Source organism: Euhalothece natronophila Z-M001, from assembly GCF_007904085.1.
In the GTDB taxonomy this organism is placed as follows: Bacteria; Cyanobacteriota; Cyanobacteriia; order Cyanobacteriales; family Rubidibacteraceae; genus Halothece; species Halothece natronophila.
Map to the genome: position 1 here is coordinate 3,145,859 of NZ_CP042326.1, position 22,286 is coordinate 3,168,144.

The 22,286-nt window shown below is 40.2% G+C and carries 26 protein-coding genes; 14 read left to right on the forward strand and 12 right to left on the reverse strand.

Going from position 1 to position 22,286, the window contains the following annotated elements; all coding sequences use genetic code 11:
* The first annotated feature begins 293 nt into the window (after positions 1-293).
* Positions 294-1,619, forward strand: coding sequence for a response regulator (locus FRE64_RS15480; RefSeq protein WP_146297055.1), 1,326 nt, complete (start codon positions 294-296; stop codon positions 1,617-1,619).
* A gap of 10 nt (positions 1,620-1,629) precedes the next feature.
* Here the strand turns inward: FRE64_RS15480 and FRE64_RS15485 are convergent, their stop codons facing one another.
* A complete protein-coding gene (locus tag FRE64_RS15485) occupies positions 1,630-3,114 on the reverse strand; it encodes a UDP-N-acetylmuramoyl-L-alanyl-D-glutamate--2,6-diaminopimelate ligase (RefSeq protein ID WP_146297391.1) in 1,485 nt (494 codons plus the stop codon).
* Positions 3,115-3,245: 131 nt separating this feature from the next.
* Between FRE64_RS15485 and ureC the strand changes: the two genes are divergently transcribed.
* Positions 3,246-4,964 carry an urease subunit alpha gene (ureC, locus tag FRE64_RS15490; RefSeq protein ID WP_146297056.1) on the forward strand — a complete coding sequence of 573 codons (1,719 nt, stop codon included), beginning with the start codon at positions 3,246-3,248 and terminating at the stop codon, positions 4,962-4,964.
* Between the two features lie 73 nt (positions 4,965-5,037).
* Here the strand turns inward: ureC and FRE64_RS15495 are convergent, their stop codons facing one another.
* The 3 genes from FRE64_RS15495 to murA all read right to left on the reverse strand — a co-directional run bounded on the left by FRE64_RS15495 (position 5,038) and on the right by murA (position 7,871).
* Entirely contained in the window at positions 5,038-5,499 is a 462-nt protein-coding gene (locus FRE64_RS15495; protein ID WP_146297057.1) for a cupredoxin domain-containing protein, read from the reverse strand.
* A 478-nt stretch (positions 5,500-5,977) separates the two neighbouring features.
* Positions 5,978-6,421, reverse strand: a complete 444-nt coding sequence (locus FRE64_RS15500) for a helix-turn-helix domain-containing protein (protein WP_315862634.1) — start codon at positions 6,419-6,421, stop codon at positions 5,978-5,980.
* A 127-nt stretch (positions 6,422-6,548) separates the two neighbouring features.
* Positions 6,549-7,871: a UDP-N-acetylglucosamine 1-carboxyvinyltransferase gene (gene murA, locus FRE64_RS15505; RefSeq protein WP_146297393.1), complete on the reverse strand. Its 1,323-nt coding sequence runs from the start codon at positions 7,869-7,871 to the stop codon at positions 6,549-6,551.
* Between the two features lie 173 nt (positions 7,872-8,044).
* Between murA and fabG the strand changes: the two genes are divergently transcribed.
* Positions 8,045-8,794: a 3-oxoacyl-[acyl-carrier-protein] reductase gene (gene fabG / locus FRE64_RS15510; RefSeq protein WP_146297058.1), complete on the forward strand. Its 750-nt coding sequence runs from the start codon at positions 8,045-8,047 to the stop codon at positions 8,792-8,794.
* Positions 8,795-9,045: 251 nt separating this feature from the next.
* Complete coding sequence (gene menD / locus FRE64_RS15520; RefSeq protein WP_146297059.1) at positions 9,046-10,743, forward strand: 2-succinyl-5-enolpyruvyl-6-hydroxy-3-cyclohexene-1-carboxylic-acid synthase; 1,698 nt, start codon at positions 9,046-9,048, stop codon at positions 10,741-10,743.
* A 10-nt stretch (positions 10,744-10,753) separates the two neighbouring features.
* On the opposite strand, the gene FRE64_RS15525 is transcribed toward menD, so the two are convergent.
* A complete protein-coding gene (locus FRE64_RS15525) occupies positions 10,754-11,539 on the reverse strand; it encodes a hypothetical protein (protein WP_146297060.1) in 786 nt (261 codons plus the stop codon).
* Positions 11,540-11,590: 51 nt separating this feature from the next.
* Between FRE64_RS15525 and dnaN the strand changes: the two genes are divergently transcribed.
* The 3 genes from dnaN (at position 11,591) to FRE64_RS15540 (ending at position 13,715) form a co-directional block, all read left to right on the forward strand.
* Entirely contained in the window at positions 11,591-12,742 is a 1,152-nt protein-coding gene (dnaN, locus tag FRE64_RS15530; RefSeq protein WP_146297061.1) for a DNA polymerase III subunit beta, read from the forward strand.
* Between the two features lie 4 nt (positions 12,743-12,746).
* On the forward strand, positions 12,747-13,397 hold the full coding sequence (locus FRE64_RS15535; RefSeq protein ID WP_146297062.1) for a hypothetical protein: 651 nt from the start codon (positions 12,747-12,749) through the stop codon (positions 13,395-13,397).
* A 66-nt stretch (positions 13,398-13,463) separates the two neighbouring features.
* Entirely contained in the window at positions 13,464-13,715 is a 252-nt protein-coding gene (locus FRE64_RS15540) for a hypothetical protein (protein ID WP_146297063.1), read from the forward strand.
* Between the two features lie 57 nt (positions 13,716-13,772).
* Here FRE64_RS15540 and FRE64_RS15545 read toward each other — a convergent pair whose 3' ends face one another.
* Both FRE64_RS15545 and FRE64_RS15550 read right to left on the reverse strand, forming a co-directional pair.
* The gene (locus FRE64_RS15545; RefSeq protein ID WP_146297064.1) at positions 13,773-14,240 is read right to left on the reverse strand and encodes an Hsp20/alpha crystallin family protein; all 468 of its coding nucleotides are present in this window, start codon (positions 14,238-14,240) and stop codon (positions 13,773-13,775) included.
* A gap of 96 nt (positions 14,241-14,336) precedes the next feature.
* Positions 14,337-14,588 carry a hypothetical protein gene (locus FRE64_RS15550; RefSeq protein WP_146297065.1) on the reverse strand — a complete coding sequence of 84 codons (252 nt, stop codon included), beginning with the start codon at positions 14,586-14,588 and terminating at the stop codon, positions 14,337-14,339.
* A gap of 142 nt (positions 14,589-14,730) precedes the next feature.
* Between FRE64_RS15550 and purN the strand changes: the two genes are divergently transcribed.
* Positions 14,731-15,360 carry a phosphoribosylglycinamide formyltransferase gene (gene purN / locus FRE64_RS15555; protein WP_146297066.1) on the forward strand — a complete coding sequence of 210 codons (630 nt, stop codon included), beginning with the start codon at positions 14,731-14,733 and terminating at the stop codon, positions 15,358-15,360.
* Between the two features lie 36 nt (positions 15,361-15,396).
* On the forward strand, positions 15,397-15,861 hold the full coding sequence (locus tag FRE64_RS15560) for an NADAR family protein (RefSeq protein WP_146297067.1): 465 nt from the start codon (positions 15,397-15,399) through the stop codon (positions 15,859-15,861).
* 150 nt (positions 15,862-16,011) lie between these two features.
* Here the strand turns inward: FRE64_RS15560 and FRE64_RS15565 are convergent, their stop codons facing one another.
* Together FRE64_RS15565 and FRE64_RS15570 are read right to left on the reverse strand one after the other, a co-directional pair.
* Positions 16,012-16,632 (reverse strand): cyanoexosortase A system-associated protein, encoded by a 621-nt coding sequence (locus FRE64_RS15565; RefSeq protein ID WP_146297068.1) that lies wholly within the window; start codon positions 16,630-16,632, stop codon positions 16,012-16,014.
* Positions 16,633-16,656: 24 nt separating this feature from the next.
* Complete coding sequence (locus FRE64_RS15570; protein ID WP_146297069.1) at positions 16,657-16,893, reverse strand: hypothetical protein; 237 nt, start codon at positions 16,891-16,893, stop codon at positions 16,657-16,659.
* Between the two features lie 19 nt (positions 16,894-16,912).
* Here FRE64_RS15570 and FRE64_RS15575 point away from each other — a divergent pair, with 19 nt between their 5' ends.
* From FRE64_RS15575 to FRE64_RS15595, 5 genes are all read left to right on the forward strand, one after another.
* Positions 16,913-18,004, forward strand: coding sequence for an ISAs1 family transposase (locus tag FRE64_RS15575; RefSeq protein WP_146297070.1), 1,092 nt, complete (start codon positions 16,913-16,915; stop codon positions 18,002-18,004).
* Between the two features lie 319 nt (positions 18,005-18,323).
* Positions 18,324-18,536 carry a hypothetical protein gene (locus tag FRE64_RS15580; RefSeq protein ID WP_146297071.1) on the forward strand — a complete coding sequence of 71 codons (213 nt, stop codon included), beginning with the start codon at positions 18,324-18,326 and terminating at the stop codon, positions 18,534-18,536.
* A 55-nt stretch (positions 18,537-18,591) separates the two neighbouring features.
* Positions 18,592-18,852 (forward strand): BrnT family toxin, encoded by a 261-nt coding sequence (locus FRE64_RS15585; RefSeq protein WP_146297072.1) that lies wholly within the window; start codon positions 18,592-18,594, stop codon positions 18,850-18,852.
* Positions 18,842-19,063 (forward strand): type II toxin-antitoxin system BrnA family antitoxin, encoded by a 222-nt coding sequence (gene brnA / locus FRE64_RS15590; RefSeq protein WP_146297073.1) that lies wholly within the window; start codon positions 18,842-18,844, stop codon positions 19,061-19,063. The genes FRE64_RS15585 and brnA overlap by 11 nt, the downstream gene beginning before the upstream one ends.
* Before the next feature lie 164 nt (positions 19,064-19,227).
* Entirely contained in the window at positions 19,228-20,319 is a 1,092-nt protein-coding gene (locus FRE64_RS15595) for an ISAs1 family transposase (protein ID WP_146297074.1), read from the forward strand.
* A gap of 80 nt (positions 20,320-20,399) precedes the next feature.
* Here the strand turns inward: FRE64_RS15595 and FRE64_RS15600 are convergent, their stop codons facing one another.
* From FRE64_RS15600 to FRE64_RS15610, 3 genes are all read right to left on the reverse strand, one after another.
* On the reverse strand, positions 20,400-20,852 hold the full coding sequence (locus tag FRE64_RS15600) for a PIN domain-containing protein (protein WP_315862635.1): 453 nt from the start codon (positions 20,850-20,852) through the stop codon (positions 20,400-20,402).
* Positions 20,849-21,085 (reverse strand): hypothetical protein, encoded by a 237-nt coding sequence (locus tag FRE64_RS15605; protein WP_146297075.1) that lies wholly within the window; start codon positions 21,083-21,085, stop codon positions 20,849-20,851. The genes FRE64_RS15600 and FRE64_RS15605 overlap by 4 nt, the downstream gene beginning before the upstream one ends.
* A gap of 760 nt (positions 21,086-21,845) precedes the next feature.
* Positions 21,846-22,199, reverse strand: coding sequence for an endonuclease domain-containing protein (locus FRE64_RS15610; RefSeq protein ID WP_186708878.1), 354 nt, complete (start codon positions 22,197-22,199; stop codon positions 21,846-21,848).
* Between the last annotated feature and the right edge of the window lie 87 nt (positions 22,200-22,286).

Below are 22,286 nucleotides of genomic sequence, written 5' to 3' on the forward strand. Positions count from 1 at the left end.
ACTTGTTTATTTTTAAATTGGAAGCGTAATTTTGTCTATTTTAAAACAAAAGTGGGAATTTAACTTCAGTTATTTCACTAATAAATAATGTGAGACACCCCTTTATTAGCTAAAATTGATTCTTTATTAAATTTAACATTCAAGATTTAACATAAATTGTTAAAATTAAAATAAATGATTAATGATATTGAAACTTAATAAATGTGAAGAATTATAAAAATTAAGCCCAATCAAGTTCTAAAATACATTTTTAGAGAGCCTTATCATTGTAAAATTTTCAAGATTTAAGTCCCATGATTAGAAAAGAAGAAGATCAAATTACCGCAGGATCTAATTTAAGTGACCAGTTTTTTTTATTAATCCATGAGCTTTTACAAGAAATTGTTGAGTACAAAAAAAAGCAATTTACAGGGGCTCTAATTATTAACACACCTCAACAAAAGCAATGGTGTTTGTACTTTGGGATGGGACAATTACTCTGGGCAAGTGGTAGCGAACATCCGAGAAGACGATGGCGAAGACAACTAGCGCGGGCGTTTCAGCAAAATTCCTTTGACAATTATTATTCAGAAGAGTATTTGCGAGGAAAAGATAGTTATGAATGTTGGGATTTTCATCTCCTTTTAGCTTTACACAAACGTAAAATCATTAGTGCTGAACAAGTAAGAGCAGTTATGAGTGGAGTAATTGCTGAGGTTATTTTTGATCTCAATCGTCAAGGAGTTGCTTTATGTAATAGTGAAAAAGCTTATCCTAATGAGCCAAATAACTGTGGAAAACAGGTTTTTACTAGAGAATGGAAAGCAGGCCTACGACCATCTCAACAAATGGTAATTCCTCCGAGTTGGGGAACAGAGACAATAGCGACTCTTCGTGCTGGTGTAGATAGCTGGAAGCAGTGGCAAAACGCAGGACTGTTGAATATTTCTCCTGACCAGGCACCGCGTCTATTACGATTAAAAGAGTTAGAAGAGAAAACTTCTCCTGGGGTTTATAAAAACTTAGTGAAATTAGTTACAGGGGAGCAGACTTTACGTGATTTATCCGTATTAATGAAAAAAGAACCGATCAAAATTGCGCGATCGCTGCAGCCTTATATCCGTGAAGATATTATTTCCCTAGAAACCGTTTCCGACTTAGCCACTCCTGAAGCAACAGCTGAAACTATTACTCAAAAACAAAATCTAAACCGACGCGCTGAAGATGATGAAAAAACTGGTTCAAAAGATTATTCTACTCCCTCGAATCAACGCCCTCTGATTGCCTTTGTTGATGATAGCGAGCAAAGTCTGCAAATTATGGAAAATATTATTACCAAAGGTGGTTATGAGTTTCTTGGAATTAATAATCCAACAGAGGCTATCCCTTGCTTATTAGAGAAAAAACCGCAATTGCTTTTTCTTGATTTAATTATGCCCAATACGAGTGGCTATGAATTATGTAGCCAACTCCGTAAAATTTCCTCTTTTAAGAATCTTCCGATTGTTATCGTGACAGGAAATGATGGAATTGTTGATCGGATGCGAGCCAAGGTAGTGGGAGCTAGTGATTTTATTTCCAAACCCATTGATCGCTCCCAAGTTCTAACTTTAGCTCTACAATATATTCAGGGTAAGTGAGGTTAGTTTCTTATTTCTCTCTGAGAGCTTTTCTTGCCTCTTCGCGATCATCAAAATGGACTTTTTCAGTTCCTAAAATTTGATAGTCTTCGTGACCTTTTCCTGCAATTAAAATGCCATCCCCTGGTTGTGCCATTTGAATTGCTTCTTTGATTGCCATTGCCCGATCGCGCTGTATCATGAGTTCTGTCCCTTGAGTCATTCCTTGCACAATATCATCAATAATACGTTGGGCATCTTCAGTGCGAGGGTTATCAGAAGTAACAACAGGAATATCGGCTAAATCCGCAACAATTTTTCCCATAATCGGACGTTTAGCGCGATCGCGATCGCCACCACAACCAAACACACAAATCAGGCGATTGGGAATAAAGGGGCGAGCAGCCTTTAATAAATTTTCAAGGCTATCAGGAGTATGGGCATAGTCAACAATCACACTAATTTCTTGATTAGGATCAATTTCTACTCGCTCCATGCGTCCCGGAACCCCTGGGAATTTGGGGAGAGACTGCGCGATCGTCTCTAATTTTACTCCTAACTGTAACGCTGCTCCTACGGCGGCTAACAAATTAGAGAGATTAAATTCTCCGACTAACGGGGATCGAAACGGGATCTCTCCTTCAGGCGTTTTTAATGTCCCTTTTACCCCATTAGCTTCATAACTTAGGTTTTGAGTAGATAAATCTGCATTGGGATCTTCAGTACTGTAACGCCATACTCGTTCACGGGGCAATTCTGAGATTAAGCGTTGACCATAGGAGTCATCTTGATTAATAATAGCGCGATTTTTTAAGTATTCTGGGCGAAATAGCAACGCTTTAGCTTGAAAATAGTCTTCCATCGTTGGATGAAAATCAAGGTGATCTTGAGTAAGATTGGTAAATACTGCCACCTCAAATTCACAGCCTTTTACTCGCCCTTGGGCTAAAGCATGAGAACTCACTTCTAACACGGCGTACTCATTTCCCGCTTTTAAGGCTTGGGCAAGTTGTTCTTGTAGTTCTACCGCAAAGGGAGTGGTATGGGTTGCTACTTGATTATAACCTTGCCAGCGAGCATAAAGTGTCCCAAATAAGGCTGTGGGGCATTGGGCTTGGGAGAGGAAAAACTCGATCAAATGGGTGGTAGTGGTTTTGCCATTGGTTCCCGTAACGCCTACTAGATTAAGTTTTTGAGAGGGATAGTCGTAAAAAGCTTTTGCTAGAGAAGCACAAGTAGCAGTAATATTTTCCACAGGGAACACAGAAGCCTCAGTTGGAGGAGGATAGCGTTTTGCTGCCTCAGGACTAATAATGGCTGCTACAGCCCCAGCTTCGATCGCGCTTCGCCAGAAATCTCCCCCATCTACTCGTGTGCCAGGTAAGCCCACAAATAGGGTTCCTTTTTCACATTTATGAGAATTTGTGGTAATAGAAGAAACTTGCTCATCGAGTGTGGGAGAATTGGGAAGGGAAGATAAGCTCGGAACTCTTGCTAGTAACTCACGCAATTTCATCATTTTTATTCCTCAAACCACCTTTTTGCTTATTTATAACTTGAACTGCTAATTTTAGCCACTAAACCTTCACCACTCAGAAATGATATTAGAATTTCCTTAAGTATTAAATTATTAGTAACGGGAAGTTTATGAGTTATCGCATGGAACGGCAAGCCTACGCTGAAACCTTTGGCCCCACAACAGGCGATCGCGTGCGTTTGGCAGATACAGAATTATTTATTGAAGTAGAACAAGATTTTACCACCTACGGTGAGGAAGTCAAATTTGGCGGTGGAAAAGTCATTCGCGATGGGATGGGGCAATCTCCTATTTCCCGTGAAGATGGTGCAGTAGATGTTGTGATTACTAATGCTTTAATTCTTGATTGGTGGGGCATTATTAAAGCCGATGTGGGTATTAAAGACGGTCGCATTTTCAAGATTGGCAAAGCAGGGAATCCTTATATTCAGGATAATGTAGATATTATTATTGGCCCTAGTACCGAAGCGATTGCTGGGGAAGGGATGATTCTCACGGCTGGTGGGGTGGATAGTCATATTCATTTTATTTGTCCGCAATTAGTCGAAACCGCGATCGCGTCTGGAATTACTACCCTATTTGGCGGTGGAACTGGCCCCGCTACAGGAACTAATGCCACCACTTGTACCCCAGGATCATGGAATATTCAGATGATGTTAGAAGCAGCGGAAGCCTTTCCCGTGAATTTAGGTTTTTTAGGTAAAGGTAATAGCGCCCAACCGCAAGGGCTAGAGGAACAAGTCAGAGCAGGGGCAATGGGCTTCAAACTCCATGAAGACTGGGGAACGACTCCTGCAACCATTGATACTTGTTTAAGTGTAGCTGATGATTATGATGTACAAGTGGCGATTCATACCGACACCCTCAACGAAGCAGGGTTTGTAGAAGATACGATTAATGCTTTTAAAAACCGTACCATTCACACTTACCATACTGAGGGAGCTGGCGGGGGTCATGCTCCTGATATTATCAAAGTTTGTGGATTAAGCAATGTTCTCCCCTCTTCTACGAATCCCACTCGCCCTTATACCGTCAATACTTTAGAAGAACACCTCGATATGTTGATGGTGTGCCACCACCTTGATCGCAATATTCCTGAAGATGTTGCCTTTGCTGAATCACGGATTCGCCGAGAAACCATTGCTGCTGAAGATATTTTACATGATCTGGGAGCATTTAGCGCGATCGCGTCTGACTCTCAAGCCATGGGGCGCGTAGGAGAAAATATTATTCGCACCTGGCAAACCGCCCATAAAATGAAAGTGCAACGAGGCTTACTTCCTTCTCCTGAGAATGCCAGCGAAACCCATGATAACTTTCGGGCAAAGCGGTATGTTGCCAAATATACAATCAATTCGGCAATTATGCACGGAATTGCTGATTATGTCGGCTCTATTGAAGAGGGAAAACTGGCTGACTTGTGTTTATGGAAACCCAGTTGCTTTGGCGTTAAACCTGAGATTGTCTTAAAAGGAGGCGCGATCGCGTATGCTCAAATGGGAGATGCTAATGCTAGTATTCCCACCCCACAACCGATCGAAATGCGTCCGATGTTTGGCAGTTATGGACGAGCCATTAATCGCACTTGTTTAACGTTTGTCTCCCAAGCAGGGATGGAAGCAAAGGTGGGAGAACAATTAGGCTTAGAAAAAACTGTAGTTCCCGTCTCTAATACCCGCAATATTGAAAAAGCAAATATGAAACTCAATACAGCAACTCCCGAGATTGAAGTGGATGCTGAAACCTATGAAGTTAAAGCCGATGGTGAACTTTTAACCTGCGAACCAGCAACTAGCTTACCCATGGCGCAACGTTATTTCTTGTTTTAAGAAAAAATGAAAGGAGGCAACCTCTTTTTAGAGCTTGGTTAGGCCTCCTTTTTACACCATTTGAAGAAAAAACCTATTCTTCTTCTTCAACAATTAATGTGCCATACATACCTTCCTCGCGATGATTCCCAACACTGCAGTAGTATTCAAATTCACCAACTTGATCCGCAACAAATGATACGGTGCTACATTCGTCATCCTCTCCAATTTGATCAGTAGCAGCATCAAATTCATCAACCACCCAGTCATGAGTCCCGCCGGTGACACAAAGGGTAACTTCTACCATAGAACCTTCTTGCACCACTAAATCAGGATTTTCTTCTTCTTCTCCGTCAATATAAAACTCTCTTCCTTCTGCGGTTAAGTCAAGGGTTGTTTCTTCTCCAACTTCATCTTCCTCAGGCATTTCTTCATCAGGCATATCATCAACTGGAGCATCCTGATCATTGATTTCAGGTTGACAAGCCATTAACCCAACAATAGCCATTAAACCTAATAAACGTAATCCTGTTTTGATTGAGATAATATTTAACATTTTAACTTCTCCTTAAATTAGATTAAGAAATTATAAAGCATTTTAGCAGAAGGGCTGAGAATCCTACGACTACAACTCGCGCGTTCCTTTGCGCCGTACGACGGCGCAGGGTCACTCGTCAATTTTAATTTAGTCGGTAGACGGGGCGTATAAACATCTGGGGAGACCCCAGATGACAGCCCCTCATGAATCAGCCCAGTTGTGGTAAGATAAATCAAGTAGGCCTTATATTCAAGAGCTAATCGCCACCTACTAATTGATACAGAATTAATTTCTGAGAAACCTTCAACCGAGGGGCATCCGGTAGAAGTAAAATAAAGCTCCGACTCGTATCCGAACCGATAGGTGGAGTTGGTGAGAAGCCCCAACCACATCGAAAGATTGGTTGGGGAGTATGTCACCTTAGGTTTGTGTAATTGGGCAGAAAAGAACCAGAAATTTTCGTATTTCCAATGGATTGCACGAAACAAAGGAGCAATTACAAGAAATCCCCCTCCTGAAGGTTGGGGGTCCCTTGAATACAGTCTGGTTTGACTTGGGGAAACACAAAGCTCCTCATCCTTTTCTTGAATCTAGGAAAACCAAATCCTCGATTCCACATCTTAACAAAAGCCTCTTCCAAGACCTTTATAGTTTGTTGGAGGACTTGAGATTGTGGAACTTTTAAGCGAGGAAACTTTTTCTTCGCTTGTCCTAAACTTTTACACTGGTTGGCATAAGTCGGTCTAGGAGCTTCAGCAGGAATGATATACTCGGAATCAAGAGAGCAACGGTCAATTGGACATTTTCTAGAATTAACCCAGTCTTTACGCTCTCTCAAAGCATAGTTATAAACCGACTTACAGACATCTAACCATTCATCAATGGTAGAAGCCTGCTGTTTATTGACTTTGAGCTTAAATTGGTAGTTGAGACTGAGCATTTTAAGAAACCCACCGTTGCTTTCTAAAGTCTAGCACCAGATGATTTAGGATGTCCTGTCGGAATGAAAGTTTGTTTGGTGACAATTCATCCCTCATTAACCTAGCGGTATAATGATTGCCTTCTTGTCACATTATCGGTAAAGGAAGATCAGCTTCGTCAACAGTGACTCGTTCTAAGTTTGCCCCTAATTGTCTTAATTTACCTTCTAAGTTATCATAGCCGCGATCGAGATGATGCAAGCCTTGAATGGTAGTTGTACCTTTTGCCGCTAGTCCAGCCACAACTAAAGCAGCAGAGGCTCGTAAGTCCGTTGCTACTACTGGTGCACCCGTTAGCATTGAAACTCCCCGAATAATTGCCTGTTGCCCTTTTAAGCGAATATCAGCCCCCATTCGTTTTAATTCGGCAACATGACGGAGGCGGTTTTCAAAGACAGTTTCGGTGATGACACTATCCCCTTCACTAATCGCCAGTAAAGCCATTAACTGAGCTTGCATATCCGTGGGAAATCCTGGATAAGGTAAGGTTTCAATATCAGTTCCCTGAAGTGACCCTGGAATGACCCGCAAGCAATTTGGCTCTTCCATCAGGATTTTAACGCCCATCGCTCTCAGTTTTGCAATCACAGGGATTAAATGTTCTGGAATCACAGGCGATAAGGAAATTTCGGAGTGGGTAATTGCCCCGGCTACTAAAAAGGTTCCAGCTTCTATGCGATCAGGAATGATGGAATAATCCACACTATGAAGAGATTTAACACCAGAAATGGTAATCGTATTGGTACCAGCCCCTTGTACGTTTGCCCCCATGGCATTGCAGAAGTTGGCTAAATCTACCACTTCGGGTTCACGGGCAGCGTTTTCAATTTTGGTTTCTCCCTCAGCAAGGGTGGCTGCCATTAAAATGGTTTCTGTTGCGCCCACACTAGGATAATCTAAATAAATTTCTCCTCCCTGTAAGCGATTTTTATAACCCGGAATATCAGCATGAACAATGCCATGCTCGATTCTGACTTTTGCTCCCATGGCTTCTAAACCACGCACATGAAGGTCAACGGGACGAGCGCCGATGGCACAACCGCCTGGTAAAGGAACGCGAGCCACTCCTAAACGGGCTAATAGGGGGCCAATGACGAAAAAACTGGCTCTGAGGCGAGAAACCAACTCATAAGGAGGTTTAGAAGTGGTAATCTCTTGGGTATCAAGGTCGAGGATATCTTTCTCGCGATGTAATTTGGGGCCAACGCTAGCTAATACGTCTCCCATATGGTTAATATCCACTAGGGAGGGGATATTTCGTAAACGACATTGACCTGAGCAAAGCAGAGTTCCAGCCATTATTGCTAACGCTGAGTTTTTAGCGCCACTAATAGTGACATTGCCCTGTAATTTACTTTCGCCAGATATTTTTAGTAGGGAAGGGGTTTGATTGTGGGTTGGTAAATTAATGATTCTATCCTCCAAGAAAACACACCACTGGTTATAGCTGAAAATTTGTTCTGATTGTATCGGATTCAGGGAAATTGTAGGTAACAAATTCTACTTTTTCCACGGGAGTTGATTTTTAGTCTAATTTCTAGGAAGCTAGATGTGGCAATTTAACAGACAGCAAGGATTATTAAATGACGGCACAACATTTATCTGATCAAGTCGCACTTGTAACGGGCGCTTCACGGGGAATCGGTAGCGCGATCGCGCTTGCTTTAGCTGAAGCTGGGGCAAAGGTCGTGGTTAATTATGCTCGTTCGTCAGAGGCGGCGGAAGGAATTGTAAAAAAAATTAAGGATCAAGGAGGAGAAGCCGTTGCCATTCAAGGCGATGTCAGCGATGCTGAACAAGTGCAAAATTTAGTGAAAGAAGCCCGTTCCCAGTGGGGAAGTATTGATGTTTTAGTCAACAATGCTGGCATTACTCGCGATACCCTTTTGTTACGGATGAAATTAGAAGATTGGCAAGCAGTGATTAATCTCAATCTCACTGGGGTTTTTCTCTGTACTCAAGCGGTTAGTAAAATTATGCTCAAACAGCGTCAGGGAAGAATTATCAATATTGCCTCAGTGGCTGGACAAATGGGCAATCCTGGGCAAGCTAACTATAGTGCAGCGAAAGCTGGCGTAATTGGCTTTACTAAAACAATGGCAAAAGAATTGGCTTCTCGTAATGTTACGGTGAATGCGGTTGCCCCTGGTTTTATTGCAACAGAAATGACAGAAGAACTTGATGCGGAAGATATCTTAAAATATATTCCCCTTGCTCGTTATGGTCAACCAGAAGAAGTTGCTGGTATGGTGAGATTTTTAGCTGGTGATCCTGCTGCGGCTTATATTACTGGACAAGTGTTTAATGTTGATGGCGGCATGGTTATGAGTTAAGTTTTTTGTCCTTTGTTGTTTGTCCTTTGTTGTTTGTAAACCAATGACTAATGACTAATGACCAATGACTAATGACTAATGACCAATGACTAATGACCAATGACTAATGACTAATGACCAATGACTAATGACCAATGACTAATGACTAATGACCAATGACTAATGACCAATGACTAATGACTAATGACTAATGACTAATGACTAATGACTGATGACCAATGACTAATGACCAATGACTAATAACAAATATAATGAATCTAGATTTTCGGAATGTGAATACGCTATGGAGTTCCGTGTTAGTGGAAACTCTCTTTCATTTGGGGGTAACCACAGCGGTAGTGTGTCCGGGTTCTCGTTCGGGGCCATTAACTACTGCTTTTGCAAAACATCCCGAAATTGAGACAATTCCGATTTTAGATGAACGATCAGCAGCGTTTTTTGCTTTAGGGAGAGGAAAAATAACAGGGATTCCTGTGGCGTTGGTTTGTACTTCAGGAACGGCTGGGGCAAATTTTTATCCTGCGGTGATCGAAGCTAGAGAAAGTGGCGTTCCCTTGTTAATTTTAACTGCGGATCGCCCCCCTGAGTTACGTCATTGTCACAGTGGACAAACGATTGATCAGCAGAAACTCTATGGTAATTATCCCAGCTGGTATGCGGAGTTAAGTCTCCCGAGTGAGGAGATGGATCAGTTACGATATTTGAGACAGACTGTGGTGCAAGCAGTGACGCGATCGCGCTTTCCTTTTTCGGCAGCGGTTCACCTGAATATTCCCTTTCGTGATCCCCTTGCTCCGATTCCAGAAACCATGAAGAGAACCTTAGCTGACTTTGACGGGTTTTTCTCCCATTTAGTTCCCCCTATCAACCCCACAATCCAACAGCCGTTACCTTGGGAAACATGGAAAAACAGCGATCGCGGAATTATTATTGCTGGCGTAGATCAGCCTCTCGATGCAGAAAAATACTGTCGCGCGATCGCGCATCTTTCTAATCTTTTGGGATGGGTGGTTTTAGCAGAAGGACTCTCTCCTGTTAGAAATTATGCCCATTTAGTTCCTAATTTAGTCTCTACTTATGACTTTATTTTGCGTAGTCGGGAAAGCGCAAACGCCCTCACCCCAGAGATGGTTATTCAAATTGGGGCATTTCCTACCAGTAAAACCCTTCGCAGTTGGTTAAGTGAGATTTCCCCCCTCTCTTGGATCATTGAAACCGCAGGGGAAAATGTTGATCCGCTTCATCAAAAAACTATTCCCCTCCACCTCACCTTGTCTGATATTTTCCAAATTAATGCCACTTTTCCGCCTTTATCTAACTATCAACAAAAATGGCTTTCTTTAGAAGCCAACACGCGCCAAAGTATTGATAACAAACTTACCAAGACAGAAGAATTAATTGAACCGAAAATCCCTTGGTATTTATCTCAAATTCTTCCCCAAGAAACTCCCATTTTTATTGCGAATAGTCTTCCTGTGCGTGATGTAGAATGGTTTTGGCAACCGAATGAAAGACAAATCTATCCCTTATTTAATCGTGGGGCAAACGGCATTGATGGTACACTTTCTACGGCTTTAGGGATTGCCCATCAGGGAAAACCTGCTATTTGTTTAACAGGCGATTTAGCCCTTCTTCATGACACTAATGGCTTCTTACAGCGTCAACAATTACAGGGACATCTTACCATTATTTTAGTTAATAATAACGGCGGTGGCATTTTTGAAATGTTACCGATTTCAGAATTTCAAGAAGTTTTTGAAGAGTTTTTTACTACACCACAAAATCTAGACTTTTCTGCCTTATGTGCTACTTATGGGATTGAGTATCAATTAATTTCTAGTTGGGAACAATTTCCCTCCCTATTAAGTGAGCTTCCAAAAAGCGGAATTAGAGTTTTAGAAATTAACAGCGATCGCGCTCAAAGTGCTCAATGGCGAAAAAAAACTTAATGGCAGAACTCTAAACACGTTGCGGTAAACCATTCCTTAAGTAATCTAAATTTAAAAAGTAAACTGTAAAAATAATGACAAATAAATAATTAATTGCTACTATTATCAAGCTAGAAATAACTGATATTATAAAACTGATAATAGGTAAATTATTTAATACAACAGAAATAAATCCGATAGGAACTGTAATAAATAACACCAAAATTACTAAAGAAACCCCCAAAATTAATAACCGACCAAAGACTTTCCAAAATTGACCTTTGACTAAGTTTCGACTATAGTTAAAGGCATCTAATTGACAATTGCGAAGCGCGATCGCCTCAGTAAAGAAAGCAAAAATAACACCCAAGTAAATTCCGGGTATGAGAAAAAATAAAGATCCGAGAAAAACCATTATGAAAAATAAAATTCCCGTGAGTAAAGCTATCAATACTTTAGAAGAAACTTTTTTTAAAGTAAAAATAGCCTGACTGCTTTCTTGCATAATACTTTTTTCGGTGAGGATATGAATAGCTAAATTAATAATAATGCCAATCAGCATAGCCACAATAAAAAAAGGAATGATAAATGGAGAATCAAATCCTCCCTGTGGATCAGGATCAGGCACAAATTGTTCAATAATAGCTATAGGTAAATTTAAAATCAATAAAAACCATAATAAATTATTCTTTTGCTCCAAAAAAATATTCCATCCTATTTCAAAATTATCACTAATATCAAGATAGCTATTTTTGAGTCTTTCGAGTTTTTGCTGTGACATAACTAAAGAATAAAAAAATACTTGCACAATACTCATTCATTAATATAATATTATCAGGAATCAACTAGGATAATTCATAAAGAATAGATGAAACTTGTTTGCAGCCAAAGCGACCTCAAAACTAACCTTTCTCTCGTCAGTCGCGCTGTTCCCTCACGCCCGACTCATCCTGTTTTAGGGAATGTTCTCTTTCAAACCAACGCCGAAACCCAACGCATCACCCTCACCGCATTTGACTTGAGTTTAGGGCTACAAACGAGTTTTCCTGCCCAAGTCAGTGATAATCATACCTTTACTCTACCCGCTAAACTTCTCAGTGATATTGTTAGCCGTCTCCCAGAAGGAGAAATTACCTTGTTGGGAATGGAAGAGGAAGAAGAAGACAATGACAGTTTTAGTGCGACTCTTATTTCCGCATCAGGGCGATTTCGGCTTCGGGGGATGAATGCCGACGAATATCCTAACTTACCTGAAATTAACACAGAAGAAGCCTTACAAGTGCCTGTAGAAGCCCTCATTGATGGCTTAAGTTCCACGCTATTTGCTGCTAGTACCGAAGAAGCAAAACAAGTTTTAACTGGGGTTCATTTAACACGCAAAGAAGACAGTCTCGAATTTGCTGCCACCGATGGACACCGTCTCGCAGTGCTAGAAACCACCCAAGAAGGAATTGAAGGGGCAAGCGAAGGCTTTGCTGTCACTATTCCTGCACGGGCGTTACGAGAATTGGAACGGATGATTAAAACCCAAAAAGAAGATGCAGTGGTAACAATGAACTGCGATGAAGTGCAAGTTGCCTTTGAACTAGACTCCCAACGCTTGACTACTCGCAAATTAGAAGGGAATTATCCTGCTTATAATCAGTTGCTTCCCAATCAATTTTCTCGCCAACTTTCCTTGGAACGAAAACGCCTCTTAAATAGTCTTGAATTAGTAGCGGTTTTAGCCGACCAGCAAAATAACGTGGTTAAATTTAGCATTGATAGTGAAAACCAACAATTATCGTTATCTGTAGATGCTAAAGAAGTGGGTAGCGCCCAAGAATCAATATCAGCAGAAGTAACAGGAGATAGCATTGATATTGCTTTTAATGTTAAATACTTAATGGATGGACTCAAAGCCTTTAAGGGAAATGAAATCCAGATGCAGCTTAATGAAGCAAGCCAGCCAATTATTTTTACTCCCTTAGGAGGCTTAAAAATGACTTATTTAGTAATGCCAGTACAATTGCGAGATTAAAACTATGAAAATACATAAAACAGCCCTCATTATTCTTCTTGCTTTCGTCGGTTTAGCTGGTGCAGGTGCTTATTATTTTTGGAGACAATTTACAGCAGTTCCTGATTGGTACACAGCAGAAATGAATCTCCAATCAGAGACCACCTATAATAATAGTGAAGACACTAAAGGAGATGAACAGAAACCTGAAGAGAATTTTTCATCTTCTTCGGACTCTGGTGAAAGCCCTTCCAAACAACAAGAATTAGATCAAATTATTAATCGCGAATTATCCAATAATCAAAGAATTCAACCTTTTTTAAAAGCCAGCCAAGGAGTTCGCACTAAAGTTGAAAACAATCAGTTAGAAATTGGCACAGTTATTCAACCGAGTGCGATTTCTAAAGATGAACTAGAAGGTTCTGAAAAGAATATATTAGAACGAGCAATGGATTCTTTTCCCCGATTCAATCAGCAGCAAGTGTATGTGGGACTTAGTGGTAATTTTGAAGTTGATGCTAATGGAGAATTAATCTTAGATGAAAACACAAAAGTTCGCATTGGTAATATGCACCTTTCTTTAGCAGAAGCCTCTCGCCGCTTAGGGGTTAATCCTGAAATGGTACAACAAAAATTACAAGAGAATATCCAGCACTTGGAATTAGAACAACAGTAGGCTATCACGACAAAACCGCCACTTCCTGATAAATTAAGGATTGTTATTGTTGCAGGAGTTGTTCTTATGCCTCGCACCCCAGATGAGTATGCCGTATATTTGTTTTTAAGCAGTGGTCATCGTGAGGAAGTGCGTTTTCCCACAATTCAGGATTTTCAGAAATGGTACAAGGGAGAATTAAAGCCTAATGGGGAGTCTAATGAGTTTATTACTGTTCCCATTAAGAATATTCAGGGAGAATACATGGTGGTACGCCCTTCTAGTATTATTGCAATTCGCGTAGAACCTTTATTTGCAGGGAGTGTAGAACGGTTTTAAAGAAAAAAATGGGATGAGGCAAACCTCACCCCGCTTTCTGCAAACTAATTGTTAGGATTAGTTATTGGCGTTCAGTGCAGGATTAGATTGACCGCCAATATTTACTTTTACTGAACGATTCATTGCTTCTTCTACTTTGGGAAGTCGTAGCGTTAGGATGCCGTTGTTATAGTCGGCTTCGACTTGATTTTGTTGGATGCCGACGGGTAAGCCGATGGTGCGATGAAACTTACCGTATTGGAACTCCGAGTGATAGATGTTTTGAGGTTTGTTCTCTTGTTCGTGGCGATATTCACCGCTGATGGTGATGGAGTCGCGAGAGGCATTAATGTCTAAGTTGTCAGGGTGAATGCCCGGCAGTTGCACTTTTAGAACTAAGTTTTCTCCTGCATCATTAAGTTCTACAGCTGGTTGCCAAAGCTGATCGGTCAATCCATTGTAGTCCCCTACTTCATCAAAGAGACGATCCATTTGACGACGAAGGGTTTCTAATTCTGCATAAGGATTCCAGCGAACTAGTGCCATACAGCTTCACCTCCTAAATTAAGGTTTCTCACTGCTTTACTTTTCAATTTCTATATTACAAAAAGAAGTGTAATCGTCGGTGAGGTTTACCCGAAATCAAAAAGGTGAGGTTTCCCAACAATTCATGCCAATTCTGATACCCTTTTCGCGACCCGAGGATTTATCCCGGACATTCTCAAACGTATCATCATCAAAACTTTCTAAATCGGCTCTTGCTCTAAACTCCTGTAAAGCTGACCAAAAATTTTTAGGTTCTTGAATTTCGATTAACACCTCTTGGTTATCAGGGAAATCTATTTCTTGCAACAACTCAATGGTTTTTCCTTTTTTAATTCCTTTAATCAGCATTAACTGACTCCCTTGTTAATCTCACCGACTCTTTAATGTTATACCATGTCAAAAAGTCAAATCATAGCAGATTCCCCCTAAACAATTGACAACTGGCGAAGAAGGATTAAGAATTAGGGAGAAGGTTAAGTTGAGGTGGTCAGTGACAGATTCGGTAATTATTTCTCCTCAGGTGTCTTGGGAAGAACTGAAATTATCCAAGCCTTTGTCTTTAGGGGTAATGGCTTCGGGAAAGGGTAGTAATTTTATTGCAGTGGCAGACGCGATCGCGCAAGGAAAACTTAACGCAAAAATTCAAGTGGTCATCTACAATAAGCCACAAGCGAAAGTCAAAGAAAAGGCAGCAGAATTTGGTATTCCCACGGTTTTCTGTAACCATCGGGATTATGCCACCCGAGAGGAGTTTGATCAGGTGTTAGTAGAAACTCTCAAAGCCCATCAGGTAGATTGGGTAATTATGGCAGGGTGGATGCGAGTGGTTACTCCAGTGTTAATTAATGCTTTTCCGGATCATATTATTAATATTCATCCTAGTTTATTGCCTAGTTTTAAGGGGATCAATGGGGTGGAAAGCGCCTTAAATGCAGGGGTTAAAATTGCAGGTTGTACTGTGCATTTAGTTCGCCCGGAAGTAGATAGTGGCCCCATTTTAATCCAAGCCGCTGTTCCCGTATTAGAAGGAGATACCCCCGAAACTCTCCATCAACGGATTCAACCGCAAGAACATCATATCTTGCCGATCGCGATCGCGCTGGCAGCTCAACGCTCATAATTCGATACAATTGAGTTAGACCTAATAGCAAGCTCTATGGCGATTTATTTCTATAAAGCCGATCAACCTTATGGTTGCTTTTCTAATTTTTCTCCTCATCAGATAATTATAGACGGCAAAGAATGGCCAACTGTAGAACATTATTATCAAGCCCATAAGCTATTAGGAACTCCTGATGAGCCTCTAATGGAGGTGATCCGTCATTTGCCAACTCCAGAACAAGCAGCGGCAACAGGGCGAGATCGCGATCGGATTATCCGCCCTGACTGGGGTACAGCCAAGCGAGAGGTAATGTGGCAAGCAGTCTTAACCAAGTTTCTCACCCACAAAGATGTGCAAAAGGCTTTACTAGAAACAGGCGAAGAATTATTAGTAGAAGACTCCCCAAGGGATTATTATTGGGGACGCGGAAAAGATGGCAGCGGAGAAAACCAACTCGGGAAAATGCTAATGGAAGTTCGGAGTTATCTGCGAAATCAATTCTGGCAATCTCAACTATAGCAAGTTTTTACTCTCATGGCGTTTTTGTCCTTTGTCCTTTGTTGTTTGTAAACCAATAACCAATGACCACTGACCAATGACTAATGACTAATGACCAATGACCAATGACTAATGACCAATGACTAATGACCAATGACTAATGACTAATGATTAAAATAACCGCTGCCACTTCGGAAACCCCTCCTCAAAAGCCTCTTCCAAAACTTCTTCCCTCGCCTCTGGTGATTCCCCTTGTAAAGGCGTGGATAAATGCACCCACAAACACCGCCGCTCTCGCAAACTTCTTTGGGCTAAAACTCTAGGAATCACTCCCTGTGGTGAAAATACCGTGGCATTGGTTTGATTAACATAGTCAGAAACACTAACAGTGCTTTCCCCTTCTGGGGCAACACAAGCGGTTAAATAGGCAGTTTCCTCATCATGAAACACCCGATAATTGCCGATTCCTGATAAATAGCGATCTTCCCCTTCCCGATAGGCTTCTCGGTGAGAACTTCCATAAATTCGACGCACATAACTTTCCACATTGCCGAAAGTCGGGCTATACAACCGAAGCGCGATCGCGATTTCATTATCTCCCTGTTGATATTCATATTCTTGCCCAGAACGTAGGCGATGTAAACTTAACTCCGTCTCTGGTTCATCCACTAGAGGCTCACTATTTTCTAAATTCCAACCAGCGAGAGTAATTTGAGAAGGAAACCGTAACGGCGACATTTCCCTGCGCCCTACCTCTGGCACAATCACCGTCACCGCAGTAACAATTAACATCGCTATCCCTGCCAATGGCACTAACTAAGAGCGAGGCTGATTCAGGGCAAAAGTGCTAATACGATTCTGCTCAACAGCATCTACCTCCCCAACACTCCCATCTGAGCCATCATCAGAAGTAGAGTTCTCATCCCTACCCCCCTTAGAAGGAGAGTTCTCATCTCTACCCCCCTTAGCAAGGCAGGGCTGTTTCATTCTCGGGGTAAAATTGTAAAAGTAAAGCGCGATCGCGCAACTTGAACCATGAGCGCGATCGCGCATTTTTAGAAAAATTTCTAAGATGTCTAGCTTAATCAGTTACTTAAAACAAGTCAAGGACTGGCGAGATTCCAGTGGACAAAGACATCCCCTATGGTGGATACTCTTAATTGTTATTTTAGGGCTAATGGTAGGTTGTTTAAGCTATAGAGATCTATCTGCTTTTGCCAACAATCATCATGACTATCTTCTTCGCCTTGCGAAAAATCCGCAACTTAAAGTCCCATCCTATTCCACCATTAGAAGAATAATGATGGGAATAGAAAACGACAATTTAATTCCAATTTTTAATCAATGGGCAACTCAATTATCCTCAAAAGAAGAAAATCCAGATTGGATCGCGATCGATGGCAAGAGTATCAAATCAACTTTAACTGATTACTACGGAAATAAACAGAATTTTGCTTCAATTGTCTCTTGGTTTTCTCAAGAAAATGGACTCGTTTTAGCTTTGGAAAAATTGGAAAATAAAAAGACTTCAGAAATTCACTGTGTTCGAGAAATGGTGGACAACACACTTTTATCAAATCAAGTTTTGACCCGAGATGCTGTCCACTGTCAAAAAGAAACAATTAAAACAATTAATCGCTCTCATAATGATTATGTAATTGCCGTTAAGAAAAATCAACCTAAATTGTACAACAGTTTAGAAGAAATCGCTCATAATCAAATTTCTTATCAGGAAGATATCCGAACAGAAACCAGTCACGGACGACGAATTACTCGAACTGTATCTATCTTTAGAATTCCAGAAACTCTTCAAGAAGTTTGGGTCAATAGTCAGTGTTTTATCAAAGTAGAAAGGAAAGGCCCTCGAAAAAATAAGCCTTATCATCAAATTGTTTATTATTTGAGCAGTTGCTACCAAACTGCGCAAGATTTTAGCCAAAAAATTCAGGGACATTGGACAATCGAAAATCAGCTACATTGGGTAAAAGATGTAATTTTTAAGGAAGATATCTCCCCCCAAAGAGCCAAAATTCCTGCGGTGAATTTTTCGATTTTAAAAACCATTTGCCTTAATATTTTCCGACTTTTAGGCTTTTTATCAATTACCGAAGGGCGAAGATGGCTTGGACAGAGGCTTTGGCTACTCCCCATTTTGATAGAATGAAACAGCCCTGCTTCCTGAAAGGGGGGCTAAGGTTACCCAATCTCTTCCCTCTGGCGCGAGTGAGCCGATCTTTACAGGAAATTCTAACTTTTATTGTCCCTTTTTTTGAAGGAAATTCAACTCTTATTCCCCCCTTTTTTTAAGGGGGGGTAGGGGGGGATCTACTACCACCTAACTTTTTTAAACCTAGCATTTAATCAACAAATCGCCCTGAGTGATGATCCTCCCAAATCGTAAGGGGGATAGCGTTACTCAACTTTTTACTAATTAGATCATCTTGCTATAATGGCAATTAGTAAAAATACCTCAGTTAATTCAAATGGCAACCGCACAAGTCAAAGAAATCTTAAAGCTAATCGATCAACTTTCTCTTGATGAAAAGGAAGATTTAATTAATATTATTAAGTATCAAGCCAATGAACAAAGAAGAGATGAAATTGCTAAAAATATTAATAAAGCTAATCAAGAATATGAACAAGATAATGTTTTTAGAGGGACAATTGATGAAACAATTAAATATCTAAATGAATGAATGAGAAAATTAGTTGTTAGCTCATCCTTTAAGAGAGCATTTAAATTGATTAGTCGTGAAATTTACATATGATCCTGCGAAAAGTAAAAGTAATCAGTCTAAACATGGAATTAACTTTGAACAAGCGCAACAACTTTGGTTAGATCCACTTCGGGTAGAAATTGAAGCCCAATCAACCACAGAGCCTCGATTTATGATTATTGGTAAAATTGAGGGGAAATACTGGTCTGCAATTGTTACTTATCGTCATCAAACAATTCGCATCATTTCGGTAAGAAGATCGCGTCAAGAGGAGATAAGAGTATATGAATCCTGAAGAATTAGATAAGAAATTTGATGCTGGTGAAGATGTAATGGAATTTTTTGATTTATCCACTCTTAAACGCCCTGAGTTAGAGAGCAAGCCAATTAATGTTAACTTTCCGCAATGGATGATTAAAGGATTAGATGAAGAAGCAAAACGATTGGGAGTTAATCGAGAAGCCGTTATTAAAACTTGGATCGCGCAAAAACTAGATCAAAAATAGGTCACCCTTGCTATCAAATCAACTTTCCCTTAAGCAATGATCCCCCCAACCCCCCTTCCGGAAAGCAGGGCTGTTTCATTCTCGGGGTAAAATTGTAAAAGTAAAGCGCGATCGCGCAACTTGAACCATGAGCGCGATCGCGCATTTTTAGAAAAATTTCTAAGATGTCTAGCTTAATCAGTTACTTAAAACAAGTCAAGGACTGGCGAGATTCCAGTGGACAAAGACATCCCCTATGGTGGATACTCTTAATTGTTATTTTAGGGCTAATGGTAGGTTGTTTAAGCTATAGAGATCTATCTGCTTTTGCCAACAATCATCATGACTATCTTCTTCGCCTTGCGAAAAATCCGCAACTTAAAGTCCCATCCTATTCCACCATTAGAAGAATAATGATGGGAATAGAAAACGACAATTTAATTCCAATTTTTAATCAATGGGCAACTCAATTATCCTCAAAAGAAGAAAATCCAGATTGGATCGCGATCGATGGCAAGAGTATCAAATCAACTTTAACTGATTACTACGGAAATAAACAGAATTTTGCTTCAATTGTCTCTTGGTTTTCTCAAGAAAATGGACTCGTTTTAGCTTTGGAAAAATTGGAGAATAAAAAGACTTCAGAAATTAACTGCGTTCGAGAGATGGTCGATAACACGCCTTTATTAAATCAAGTTTTGACCCTCGATGCAGTTCACTGTCAAAAAGAAACAATTAAAACGATTAATCGCTCTCGTAATGATTATGTAATTGCCGTTAAGAAAAATCAACCTAAATTGTACAACAGTTTAGAAGAAATCGCTCATAATCAGATTTCTTATCAGGAAGATATCCGAACAGAAACCAGTCACGGAAGACAAGTTACTCGAACTGTATCTATCTTTAGAATTCCAGAAACTCTTCAAGAAGTTTGGGTCAATAGTCAGTGTTTTATCAAAGTAGAAAGGAAAGGCCCTCGAAAAAATAAGCCTTATCATCAAATTGTTTATTATTTGAGCAGTTGCTACCAAACTGCGCAAGATTTTAGCCAAAAAATTCAGGGACATTGGACAATCGAAAATCAGCTACATTGGGTAAAAGATGTAATTTTTAAGGAAGATATCTCCCCCCAAAGAGCCAAAATTCCTGCGGTGAATTTTTCGATTTTAAAAACCATTTGCCTTAATATTTTCCGACTTTTAGGCTTTTTATCAATTACCGAAGGCCGAAGATGGCTTGGACAGAGGCTTTGGCTACTCCCCATTTTGATAGAATGAAACAGCCCTGCCTTCCGGAAAGGGGGGCTAGCGTTACCCAATCTTTTCATTCTGGCGCTAGTGAGCCGATCTTATAGCTTTTACAAATATTTTTTAATAAATTCCTCTGGTGTTAAACAATCAAACATTGCAATAGATGTTAATAGCTTTCGGTTTCCTGAAACAAAACAATCAGCTTCACCGTATTTTGCAGTTAAATAAATTTCAATATCTTCAGACGGAATTATTTGCTGTTTTAATAGCTCTAACTCTTCTTCCTTCCAATCAATGGTTGATGGAATATAGTAAATATTAAGCCAATGCCATAGATTAGCCAATATTTTCCCAGCTTGCTGCTTTCCATATAAATATTTAGCAACTCTACGAATTTGGTCAATTAATTCATCGGAAAAGATAATCTCAGCAGTAAAAGAGCTTACCTTTCCTCGATACCCAAAGGCTTCTAAAATAAGACTTTCTGGGCTTTCCTTATCAGCATCACCGATAATAAAGATATTTGTATCTAAAAATATTCGCCTAAAAATAATGCTCACTCTTCTCTTCCTTTTTCTTTGAGCATCTCTTGTTTAACTTGTTGAATCAACTCTCTTACTTTTTCAGGTTTATCATATCCTTTCTCTTGCATTATTTGATAGCGACGTTCAAACTCATCAGGTTGCTCAGAAGAAACAATAATTACGTCAACTTCACCATTTTTTATTTCTTCAGGTATAGAAGCGCACAAATTTCCATTTTTGACAATGCCTTTTGTCTGAATAATTCTCATGGTTTTAGATTTTACAGAATAAAGTTCAAGGCATCTCTATTTTAACATTAGTCTAATCTTTGCTGCCTATGGAGTCGCGTAAGAACCCCTTGATTAGGCACTAAGCAAAGAGACGTTGTATTGTTTATCTTATTTCCATCTTTTTCAAGGAATTACAATTCTGATCTCCCCCCTTTTTTCAGCAGGGCGAGGGGGATCTGCTACCACTTAACTAATTTTTAAGCCTAGCCTTTAATCAACAATTAGCGCTGAGTCATGATCCCCCCAACCCCCCTTCCGGAAAGGGGGGCTAACGTCGCCCAATCTCTTCACTCTGGCGCTAGTGAGCCGATCTTTACAGGAAATTCTAACTCTTATTATCCCTTTTTTGAAGGAATTGCAATTCCGATCCCCCCCTTTTTTAACCGGAGCGAAGTGAGGAGGGCTAGGGGGGATCTACTACCACCTAACTTTTTTTAAACCTAGCATTTAATCAACAATTAGCATTGAGTTGTGATCCCCCCAACCCCCCTTCCGTAAGGCAGGGCTGTTTCATTCTCGGGGTGAAAATTGAAAGTGATCGTCTGAAACCCTGACAGGGTGGCGCGATCGCGATTATTTCTTCTGATTTGACTTATTCTTAAGAAAAAATCCGTGAAACCCCTGCTATTTCTAATGTCTGGAACAGACAAAAAAATAGAATGAAACAGCCCTGCCTTCCGTAAGGGGGGCTAGCGTTAGCCAAGGTGTTCACTCTGGCGCTAGTGATCCCGATTTTAGTTTAATGGGGAATCATTTTCTCAATTAAGTTAACAACCCCTGTCAAATTATTTAAAACATCATCGTTTTTAAATCGAATCACCTTTAAACCATAACCTTGTAAAATTTGTGTCCTTTCTCTGTCATAGTCTTGAGCATTTTCAGTGTAGTGACTTTCACCATCAATTTCAATAACTAATTTTAATTGAGGACAATAAAAGTCAACAATAAAATTTTCTATAGGGCGTTGTCGATAAACCCGATAGGGAAAACTCCTTAGGTAACTTTTCCATATTCTCTGTTCTGCTACGGTCATATTTTTCCTTAGTTCTTTAGCTCTTGATACTAATTTTTTGTTATAAGGTAAATAATTCATTGTCTTCAAAATAGACTGGTTTTATCTGGTGCTGGGTGAGGATATCCCCTAACCTCCCTTAAAAAAGGGGCTAATGTGACTTAGATT

Excerpts from the sequence above, each read along its gene's own strand:
- FRE64_RS15480 (WP_146297055.1), top strand. The coding sequence starts at position 294 with ATGATTAGAAAAGAAGAAGATCAAATTACCGCAGGATCTAATTTAAGT.
- FRE64_RS15485 (WP_146297391.1), bottom strand. The coding sequence starts at position 3,114 with ATGAAATTGCGTGAGTTACTAGCAAGAGTTCCGAGCTTATCTTCCCTT.
- ureC (WP_146297056.1), top strand. The coding sequence starts at position 3,246 with ATGAGTTATCGCATGGAACGGCAAGCCTACGCTGAAACCTTTGGCCCC.
- FRE64_RS15495 (WP_146297057.1), bottom strand. The coding sequence starts at position 5,499 with ATGTTAAATATTATCTCAATCAAAACAGGATTACGTTTATTAGGTTTA.
- FRE64_RS15500 (WP_315862634.1), bottom strand. The coding sequence starts at position 6,421 with ATGCTCAGTCTCAACTACCAATTTAAGCTCAAAGTCAATAAACAGCAG.
- fabG (WP_146297058.1), top strand. The coding sequence starts at position 8,045 with ATGACGGCACAACATTTATCTGATCAAGTCGCACTTGTAACGGGCGCT.
- menD (WP_146297059.1), top strand. The coding sequence starts at position 9,046 with ATGAATCTAGATTTTCGGAATGTGAATACGCTATGGAGTTCCGTGTTA.
- FRE64_RS15525 (WP_146297060.1), bottom strand. The coding sequence starts at position 11,539 with ATGAGTATTGTGCAAGTATTTTTTTATTCTTTAGTTATGTCACAGCAA.
- dnaN (WP_146297061.1), top strand. The coding sequence starts at position 11,591 with ATGAAACTTGTTTGCAGCCAAAGCGACCTCAAAACTAACCTTTCTCTC.
- FRE64_RS15535 (WP_146297062.1), top strand. The coding sequence starts at position 12,747 with ATGAAAATACATAAAACAGCCCTCATTATTCTTCTTGCTTTCGTCGGT.
- FRE64_RS15540 (WP_146297063.1), top strand. The coding sequence starts at position 13,464 with ATGCCTCGCACCCCAGATGAGTATGCCGTATATTTGTTTTTAAGCAGT.
- FRE64_RS15545 (WP_146297064.1), bottom strand. The coding sequence starts at position 14,240 with ATGGCACTAGTTCGCTGGAATCCTTATGCAGAATTAGAAACCCTTCGT.
- FRE64_RS15550 (WP_146297065.1), bottom strand. The coding sequence starts at position 14,588 with ATGCTGATTAAAGGAATTAAAAAAGGAAAAACCATTGAGTTGTTGCAA.
- FRE64_RS15560 (WP_146297067.1), top strand. The coding sequence starts at position 15,397 with ATGGCGATTTATTTCTATAAAGCCGATCAACCTTATGGTTGCTTTTCT.
- FRE64_RS15565 (WP_146297068.1), bottom strand. The coding sequence starts at position 16,632 with ATGTTAATTGTTACTGCGGTGACGGTGATTGTGCCAGAGGTAGGGCGC.
- FRE64_RS15570 (WP_146297069.1), bottom strand. The coding sequence starts at position 16,893 with ATGCGCGATCGCGCTCATGGTTCAAGTTGCGCGATCGCGCTTTACTTT.
- FRE64_RS15575 (WP_146297070.1), top strand. The coding sequence starts at position 16,913 with ATGTCTAGCTTAATCAGTTACTTAAAACAAGTCAAGGACTGGCGAGAT.
- FRE64_RS15580 (WP_146297071.1), top strand. The coding sequence starts at position 18,324 with ATGGCAACCGCACAAGTCAAAGAAATCTTAAAGCTAATCGATCAACTT.
- brnA (WP_146297073.1), top strand. The coding sequence starts at position 18,842 with ATGAATCCTGAAGAATTAGATAAGAAATTTGATGCTGGTGAAGATGTA.
- FRE64_RS15595 (WP_146297074.1), top strand. The coding sequence starts at position 19,228 with ATGTCTAGCTTAATCAGTTACTTAAAACAAGTCAAGGACTGGCGAGAT.
- FRE64_RS15605 (WP_146297075.1), bottom strand. The coding sequence starts at position 21,085 with ATGAGAATTATTCAGACAAAAGGCATTGTCAAAAATGGAAATTTGTGC.
- FRE64_RS15610 (WP_186708878.1), bottom strand. The coding sequence starts at position 22,199 with ATGAATTATTTACCTTATAACAAAAAATTAGTATCAAGAGCTAAAGAA.